The sequence below is a fragment of the Clostridium sp. genome, from assembly GCF_021443865.1.
In the GTDB taxonomy this organism is placed as follows: Bacteria; Bacillota; Clostridia; order Clostridiales; family Clostridiaceae; genus Clostridium.
The window spans coordinates 26248-34919 of the sequence record NZ_JABUTB010000030.1 but is presented as its reverse complement, the minus strand read 5'-3'; the positions used below and the strand labels follow the sequence as shown (position 1 = coordinate 34919).

The following is an 8672-nucleotide window of genomic DNA, read 5'->3' as shown; positions in this document are numbered from 1 at the left end:
ATAATTGAACAAGTTTTTCCATATGCAATTTCTTATACTATACCATTATTAATAACAGCTTTAGGAGCACTTTACTGTGAAAGAAGTGGAGTTGTTAATATAGGTTTAGATGGACTTATGATAATCGGCTCTTTTGCTGGAGCACTTACAGTATCTAAGTTACAAGCAAGTGGAGTGCCAGGAGCTTTATGGATTGGTTTATTAGTGGCTGTAATAGTAGGAGTATTATTCTCATTACTTCATGCCTTTGCAAGTATTAATTTAAATGCAGATCAAGTTATAAGTGGTACTGCTATAAATATGATGGCAGGAGCATTAACAATATATTTAGCAAGAAATATTACAGGAAGTGGTAATATAAGAGTATCTAATGGATTTATTCCAAGAGATATTCCAGTGCTTTCAGAGATACCTGTAATTGGACCTCTTTTCTTTACCAAGACATATGCCACTACATGGTTAGTATTAATAATATTATTAGTTAGTGCATTCTTACTATATAAAACTAGTTTTGGTTTAAGATTAAGAGCTTGTGGAGAGCATCCTCAAGCAGCACAAGCAGCTGGAGTAAGCGTATTTAAGATGAGATATATAGGTGTTATGATTTCTGGAGGAATGTCAGCTTTAGGTGGAGCTATAATTCTTTTAACATATTCAGGAGAATTTAATGGTAATGTTGCAGGGCTTGGATTCCTTGCATTAGCAGCATTAATATTTGGACAATGGAAACCACTTGGAATACTAGGAGCAACTTTCTTCTTTGGATTTGCTTCAACTATTGCAAATGTGTCACAAGTAATACCATCACTAGCACAAATACCAGGAGTTATATTGAAGATATTCCCATATATAGTAACTTTAATTGCTTTAGTAATATTCTCAAAATCATCACAAGCTCCAAAGGCTTCTGGTGAACCATTTGATGCTGGAAAGAGATAGGAATAGGTAAGAAGTAAAAACTAATAAGTAAAAGGTAAGAGATAGTAATTAAGAGATAGATATAATATTATGTCTATCTCTTTTTTTATTTTAAGTTAGAATAATAATGGTAAATTATAGACTAAGTTAGTATAATAAATATATTAGCAATAAGTAAAAATAAAAAATTTAAGGGGGAAACAAAATGAAAAAAGTCAGAATTGCTTTAATGGGGCTAGGCAATGTTGGACGTGGTGTTTGGATGATTTTAAATTCAAACAAAGAAGAAATTATGAAAAGGTCAGGCTATGAAGTAGAGGTAGCGAAAATATTAGTTAAAGATATAAATAAGAACAGAGGCTTTGAAGTTCCTAAAAATCTTTTAACTACCAATATTAATGATATTATTGAAGATGATTCAATTAAGATTGTAGCAGAAGTTATGGGTGGTATTGAACCAGCAAGAGAATATATGTTATTAGCTATGAATAGAAAAAAACACATAATTACTGCAAATAAAATGTTACTTGCCACAGGTGGAGATGAACTTTTTGAAAAAGCTGATAAAGAAGGTGTAATGTTTAATTATGAAGCAAGTGTAGCTGGAGGTATTCCTATAATTAAAGGCATAAATGAAAGCTTAACAGCTAATAAAGTAGAAAGATTATATGGAATAGTTAATGGTACTACAAATTATATTTTAACTAAAATGGATTATGATAATTTAGATTTTAATAGAGCGTTAAAAGAGGCTCAAGAAAAGGGATATGCTGAAGCAGATCCTACATCAGATATAGAAGGTTATGATTCACAATATAAATTAGCAATATTATCTTCTTTAGCCTTTGGAACTAAAATTAAAGTGGAAGATGTTTATAGGGAAGGTATTACTAATATTGAAGCTATAGATATAGAATATGCAAAGGAATTTAAGAAAGTAATAAAATTATTAGCTATAGTTAAAGACAATGAAGGAGCACTAGAACTTAGAGTTCATCCAACTATGATACCAGAAAATCATCCATTAGCTAATGTTAATGATTCTTTTAATGCAGTATTAATTCGTGGAAATGCTGTTGGTGATTTAATGTTCTATGGTAGAGGTGCAGGTGATTTACCAACTGGAAGTGCTGTAGTTTCTGATTTAGTAGATATATTAAGAAGTAATATTGATATAGATAATATAAATCCAGTAGTTAAAAATAATTTATGGGAAAAAGAAATTAAAGATATAGATGAAATAAATAGTAAATATTATATTAGATTATCTGTGGAAGATAGAACAGGAGTGTTAGGTGAAATTACTTCTGTTTTTGGAAATGAAAATGTAAGTTTAAGATCTGTAATACAAAAGGGTGCTGATTCAGTAAATGAAAATAGGGTAACACTTGTTTTGGTTACACATGATTGTAAGGAAGGAAATCTTAGAAATGCTATAAATAGTGTTTGTAAGTTAGAAGCTGTATATAAACTAAATAGTTTAATTAGGATTGAAGACTTTAATTAAATAATAAAGTTAGCTGTATTAATATTATACTACTATGTTAGTATTTCATATTAATACAGCTTTTTTGTAATTAAGCATTATAAATGAAATAGAGATTCATTTTTAATTATTAACAATTATTGTTGAGTATATTATAATAAAGTACTATAATAGTAAAAAACAATAGGAGAGAAATAAAATGAGTATTAAATCAATAAATAGTAGTCAAGCTGAGAAGCTTATTAAAAATATAGAGGATTTAGTAATTTTAGATGTTAGAAGACATAGTGAGTTTAAAGAATCTAGAATCGTGAATTCAATAAATATACCAGTAGAAGAAATTGAATGGGAATTAGATGAACTTCAGGACTTTAAAGATAAGCCTATTTTAGTGTATTGTAAAATAGGAGTAAGAAGTAGTATTGCTTGTAATTTTCTTGAAACAGAAGGCTTTAATAATCTATATAATTTAAGAGGTGGGATACTAGATTTTAATGGAGAAATTGAATAGATAATAGTTTTACATAGTAGTTTTACATAATAACTTGCATAAAATACAAACTATAGGTTAAAATAAAGATGTAAAATGTTTGACAGGTCTAAAAAAACATGTTAAAATAACATAGTGTTAAGTAGAAACAGCCGTTTCTCACCTTACGGCATAGCTTAGTGGGGTAATAGTTTTGTAATAATTACTAGTTATATAACTAGGTTTTTATACGTACTAGAGGGCGGCATAATATGTCCTCTATTTTTTGTGTGTTTTTAGATAATATTTTTGGAGGTGACTTGATATAAGTAAGGATTTTACTTGTAATGAAGCTATAAGAGTTAAAGAGGTTAGATTAATTGATGCAGATGGTGCACAATTAGGAGTTGTTCCTACAAAGGACGCTCAAAAGATTGCAGAAGAGAAGGAATTAGATTTAGTAATGATTTCTCCAAATGCTAATCCACCAGTATGTAAAGTGATGGATTTAGGAAAATATATATATGAGCAATCAAAGAAAGAAAAAGAAGCAAAGAAAAAGCAAAAGGTTACTACACTTAAAGAAATTAGATGTAGCTTAACTATTGAAGAAAATGATATTGCAATTAAAGCAAAAAATGCTAGAAAGTTTTTATTAGACGGGGATAAAGTTAAAATCACTGTTAGATTTAAAGGAAGAGAAGCACAATTAGGACATATAGGACAGAAAATTTTAGAAAATTTTGTTTCGAAGTTAGAAGATGTTTGTGTAGTTGAAAAACCAGCAAAACATGAAGGCAGAAATATGACAATGGTTTTAGGCCCTAAAAAAGCATAACTTGAGAGGAGATTAGTATAATGCCAAAAATGAAAACCCACAGAGGTGCAGCAAAGAGATTCAAGAAAACTGGAACTGGAAAATTAAAAAGAGCTAAGGCTTTTAAGAGTCATATATTAACAAAGAAAAGTGCAAAGAGAAAGAGAAACTTAAGAAAAGCAGCTTATGTTTCAACTACTCAAGAAAAAGCAATGAAGAAATTATTACCATACCTATAATATAGAGGTTTTTAGGAGGATTAAACATGGCTAGAGTTAAGAGAGCAACAAACGCTCGTAAGAATCATAAAAAAGTATTAAAGCTTGCAAAAGGTTACTACGGTGGAAAGAGCAGATTATTTAAAACTGCTAATGAATCAGTAATCAGAGCTTTAAGAAATGCTTATGTTGGAAGAAGATTAAAGAAGAGAGATTTTAGAAGACTTTGGATAGCTAGAATCAATGCAGCTACAAGAATGAACGGACTTTCATATTCAAAATTTATCAATGGAATCAAATTAGCTGGAATTGACATGAACAGAAAAATGTTATCTGAAATTGCTATAAATGATCCAAAAGCATTTGCTGACTTAGTAGAATTAGCTAAAAATTCTTTAAAGTAGCATGTAAATAAGCCTACAGGTAGAAAAGTCTACACTGTAGGCTTATTTGCTTTTACAAAATTTTATTAAAGTAAAATTAATACAAAGTTTACAAAGACAACTAGAACAAAAGATGTATAATTATAATATAATAAATGATAATTGACAGTGGTATAAAAAGAGGGGAGTTATATGAGGATAGGCTTGGTTTTATCTGGAGGGGGAGGAAAAGGCGCTTATGAACTTGGTGTTTGGAAGGCCTTAAAGGAGCTAAAGATAGATAAATATATTGAGGTGTTTTCTGGAACATCAATAGGTGCATTTAATGCAATTTTATTTGCGCAAAACAGCATAGAAAAAGCAGAAGCATTATGGGAAGAGGTAACAATGGATAAAATTATTCCAATAAGTAAATTTGAGTTGTTTAAAAAAGGAATAGGTTTATTCATTGGAGCAAAAAATATAAATTTTGCTAAAAAATACTTAAGTCAAAAAATATATGAAGGTGCAGTATCTAAAGATGGAGCTAAAGAAATAATAGATAAATATTTAGATATAGAAGCTGTTAAGGAAAATAATAAGATATGCTATGCTGCTTGTACAGAGCTACCGGATTTTAATGTTAAATATTTTAGAGTAAATGATTATGATGAAGAATTAGGAAAAGAAATGATACTTGCATCAGCATCATTACCATTGATATATGAAGCTACTAAAATTATGGGAGGTAAATATATAGATGGAGGAATTGCTGATAATACACCAATTCAACCTGTATATGAAGAAGGCTGTGACATAATTATAGTAGTATTACTTTCAAAAGAAGCAAGAATAGATAGATCATTATATCCTAATGCTTTTATTGTAGAGATTTATCCTAGAAATTTAAATGAAAGTATTATTAATGGGACTTTAAATTTAGATGAAGAAGCTAAGAAAAATAGGATAAAAGAAGGCTATGAGGATACTATGAGAAACATAGAACCTATTTTAAAAATTGCTGAATATAAGATTATCTTAGAAGAAGAAGAAAAGTTTCCAAGACTATTTAACACATATAAATATTTAAGGACTTTATTAAGTAAAAATGAGAATAAAGAAAATTAAAGAATTAATTAATTAATTAATTAATTCTTTAATTCTTTAATTAAAATGAGCTGTCTCACAACAGCTCATTTTAAATTGTTCTATACTTATGAGTTAAACCTTCATATACAAATTCTTTATCGTCAATACTAAGCAAATCACTAGGTTTAATTAAGCTAGGAATTTTATCAGAATCATAAATTTCGCTTTTAATTAATAGGTGTGAAATAAATTCTGAACAAAAATATCTATTATTTCTTTTAATTGGTCTATTAATAACTACACCTATTAAGCCAAGAAGGCTATATCTATATTTATCTTGATCTTGTAAAAATAGCTCAAGCTCATTTCTTAATAAAATGTATTGTTTATTAGTAACTTCTATTTTATATATAACACATTGGCTATTTTGAAACTTCTTATATACCCCATCTCTTAAGTTTTCTTCTACTAATCCACCTATAAACGGATTACTAGGAAATATCCTTCCAAATGAATACATTTTTTCGAAAGTATTATCAAAACTTAAGGAAACATGTACATATTTATCTTTTGTATAATAATTAATACATCTTGATAGTACTGTTCCAGTGTTGGAAAATACTAAATAAATATTTTTCTTACTCATGCTTTAAATCATCCCCCGATATATAGTTAAAGATAAATATATAAGAATTATATAATATAATTCTTAATATATCCTTAAGAAAGTTTGAAATTATTTAAAATTATTACATAAATATGTTAATAAAAAGTTAATTAGTAGTTTAAGATAATAAAATCAATGCTTTTAACTAAAAATAGATATAAATAAATAAAAAATGTTATAATTTATTAAGGACAATTATAGTAATGATAAATAAGAGGTGAGGATTTGAATAAAAATGCAATGCAAAGAGACTTTAAAAAACTGAAATCTCAAATTAATCATATTGAAGAAATAGCACATAATTCAAAAGTAGGTTCATTAATAGAGCAGGAATCTTCTCTTAGAAAGAAAATAAGACAGCTTATTGATATGGAAAATCAGGGCTTTAAGGATTATAAAGATGTTAGAGAAAGGTACGAAGAATTATTAGAATATATTTCTAAAAGATTATTAGATGACTATAATAAAAAGCATGATTCTGATTTTGATTTTTATCAAGTTATAAGAGGTAATTATAATAGTTTTATTAATTCAGGATTTATGACAGTATTAACTAAACAACATATACCTAAAATAATATCTAAGGAATTTGAAGAAAACTTCCCTGAAAATCCTAAGGATGAATATAAATTAGCAAGAAATATAGAAAGAAAAGTATTTATTCATCTTGGAGAAACTAACACAGGAAAAACATATACAGCTATGGAAAGGCTTAAAGAAGCTAAGAATGGTGTATATTTATCTCCTTTAAGAATATTAGCTTTAGAAAATTATGAAAAGCTAAACAATAGTAATATAATATGTAATCTTTTAACTGGAGAAGAGGAAATATTAAAAGAAGGTGCTACTCATACTTCTTGTACTATTGAAAAAGTAGATTTAAAGAAAGAATATGATATAGCAATTATTGATGAAATACAAATGATAAGTGACTCACAAAGAGGAGCTGCTTGGACTAGAGCCTTGCTTGGACTTAGATGTAAAGAAATTCATATATGTGGTGCATTAAATGCTAAAAAAATAGTAGAAGAAATATTAGAGGATTGCAGGGATGAATATGAATTTAAAGAGTATAAGAGAAGCATTCCTTTAGAGGTAGAAGATAAGAATTTTTCTTATGATAATGCAGAAGAGGGAGATGCTATAGTTGTATTTTCTAAGAAAAAAGTATTACAAATAGCACAACAATATTCAGAAAAAGGAATAAGGACTAGTATTATATATGGAGACCTGCCACCTGAAGTAAGAAGAAAACAATATGATATGTTTATTAATAAAGATAATAAAATACTAGTAACTACCGATGCTATAGGAATGGGAGTAAATTTACCTATAAAACGTATAATTTTCTTAGATACTCAAAAGTTTGATGGAGAAGAAATAAGAAGTTTAACATCACAGGAAGTGAAGCAAGTAGCTGGTAGAGCTGGAAGAAAAGGAATTTATGAAATAGGCTATGTAGCAACAGTTCGTGATAATCAAAAGTTTATTAAAGAAAAATTAGAAGAAGAAGATACTATAATAAGAAAAGCTGTTTTAGGACCATCAGAAGCAATATTAAACATTAAGAGTTTACCTTTAAATGAAAAATTAGCTTTATGGTCTACTAGGGAAGAGGCTATAGATTATTATAGAAAAATGGATATAAATGAGTATTTAATAATTTTAGATAGAATAAAGAAATATAAATTAAAAGAGGAAACTCAATGGGATTTATTAAAGATACCTTTTGATATTTCTAAAGATGAACTTATGGAGACCTTCTTAGGCTATGTAGAGGAATTATTTGTTTTGAAGAATAAGGTAATAAGTAAACCACAATGCTTTAAGGGGAATTTAGATGAACTTGAAGTATATTATCAAAGAATTAATATGTACTATTCTTTCTGTAAATTATTTAAACTAGAATTTGATTTTAAATGGATATATGAGGAAAGAATTAAGGTAAGTGAAGATATAAATGATATATTAATTAGATTATAATTAATATGGTATAATATAGTTATTAAACCTCTGAAAGGAAGATAATATGGAATACAAATTTAATTTTGATGGGAAAGAATATACTTTAGGAGAAGATAATTTAGAATACTTTGCTAATGATGAAAATGAAGAGCTTAATGGTATAGATGAAGTAAAAGTATTAGAATTATTATCAAATAGTGATAAGGTAGATTTCCAAAAAGCTTACTACGAAACATGTTGTAGTAATTGCAAAGAAGAAAAGGAAGAAAAGAAAAAGGCCTTTGACTTCTTAGAATTTTATTTTTATGTTTATGGTAAAAATAATAATTTTGTAACTAGTAGTATAGATGATGATTATGAAGGAAAATCTTTTACTAGACTTAATAGAGAAAGAATAGTTGATAAAAGTTATATAGTAACTGTTATAGTTTGTAAACACTGTGGTACTTACTCTATAGAAATAGAAGAATTTGAACTATAATTAATATTAATGTATTAAAAATTATTTAGGGTATAAAATACATTTGAAAGGATGTGTTGTTATGCCAAAGAATACTAAAACAGAAACTCCTAAACAAAAAGGACAAAGAAGACAAAGGCTACATAAGAACCAAAATAATGTAGGCAATGATAAGAATAAACCAGAATATACAGATTTTGAAGGAAATCCAATAGAATAAA

General features: G+C 27.6%; 11 protein-coding genes. 10 read left to right on the top strand and 1 reads right to left on the bottom strand.

Going from position 1 to position 8672, the window contains the following annotated elements:
• The 7 genes from HUJ77_RS06540 (at position 1) to HUJ77_RS06510 (ending at position 5398) form a co-directional block, all read left to right on the top strand.
• Entirely contained in the window at positions 1 to 939 is a 939-nt protein-coding gene (locus HUJ77_RS06540; RefSeq protein ID WP_291707771.1) for an ABC transporter permease, read from the top strand.
• A gap of 184 nt (positions 940 to 1123) precedes the next feature.
• The gene (locus HUJ77_RS06535) at positions 1124 to 2425 is read left to right on the top strand and encodes a homoserine dehydrogenase (protein ID WP_291707770.1); all 1302 of its coding nucleotides are present in this window, start codon (positions 1124 to 1126) and stop codon (positions 2423 to 2425) included.
• A 178-nt stretch (positions 2426 to 2603) separates the two neighbouring features.
• On the top strand, positions 2604 to 2915 hold the full coding sequence (locus tag HUJ77_RS06530) for a rhodanese-like domain-containing protein (protein ID WP_291707769.1): 312 nt from the start codon (positions 2604 to 2606) through the stop codon (positions 2913 to 2915).
• A gap of 283 nt (positions 2916 to 3198) precedes the next feature.
• Positions 3199 to 3711, top strand: coding sequence for a translation initiation factor IF-3 (infC, locus tag HUJ77_RS06525; protein WP_291707818.1), 513 nt, complete (start codon positions 3199 to 3201; stop codon positions 3709 to 3711).
• Positions 3712 to 3731: 20 nt separating this feature from the next.
• Positions 3732 to 3929, top strand: coding sequence for a 50S ribosomal protein L35 (gene rpmI, locus HUJ77_RS06520; RefSeq protein ID WP_005211352.1), 198 nt, complete (start codon positions 3732 to 3734; stop codon positions 3927 to 3929).
• 26 nt (positions 3930 to 3955) lie between these two features.
• On the top strand, positions 3956 to 4312 hold the full coding sequence (rplT, locus tag HUJ77_RS06515; RefSeq protein ID WP_291707768.1) for a 50S ribosomal protein L20: 357 nt from the start codon (positions 3956 to 3958) through the stop codon (positions 4310 to 4312).
• Positions 4313 to 4483: 171 nt separating this feature from the next.
• The gene (locus tag HUJ77_RS06510; RefSeq protein WP_291707767.1) at positions 4484 to 5398 is read left to right on the top strand and encodes a patatin-like phospholipase family protein; all 915 of its coding nucleotides are present in this window, start codon (positions 4484 to 4486) and stop codon (positions 5396 to 5398) included.
• A 70-nt stretch (positions 5399 to 5468) separates the two neighbouring features.
• Here the strand turns inward: HUJ77_RS06510 and HUJ77_RS06505 are convergent, their stop codons facing one another.
• Complete coding sequence (locus HUJ77_RS06505; RefSeq protein ID WP_291707766.1) at positions 5469 to 6005, bottom strand: hypothetical protein; 537 nt, start codon at positions 6003 to 6005, stop codon at positions 5469 to 5471.
• Between the two features lie 246 nt (positions 6006 to 6251).
• Between HUJ77_RS06505 and HUJ77_RS06500 the strand changes: the two genes are divergently transcribed.
• The 3 genes from HUJ77_RS06500 to HUJ77_RS06490 all read left to right on the top strand — a co-directional run bounded on the left by HUJ77_RS06500 (position 6252) and on the right by HUJ77_RS06490 (position 8671).
• On the top strand, positions 6252 to 8009 hold the full coding sequence (locus HUJ77_RS06500; RefSeq protein ID WP_291707765.1) for a helicase-related protein: 1758 nt from the start codon (positions 6252 to 6254) through the stop codon (positions 8007 to 8009).
• A gap of 46 nt (positions 8010 to 8055) precedes the next feature.
• Positions 8056 to 8472, top strand: coding sequence for a DUF3785 family protein (locus HUJ77_RS06495; protein ID WP_291707764.1), 417 nt, complete (start codon positions 8056 to 8058; stop codon positions 8470 to 8472).
• A gap of 61 nt (positions 8473 to 8533) precedes the next feature.
• Positions 8534 to 8671, top strand: coding sequence for a clostri-philic family protein (locus tag HUJ77_RS06490; RefSeq protein WP_291707763.1), 138 nt, complete (start codon positions 8534 to 8536; stop codon positions 8669 to 8671).
• Position 8672: the final 1 nt, after the last annotated feature.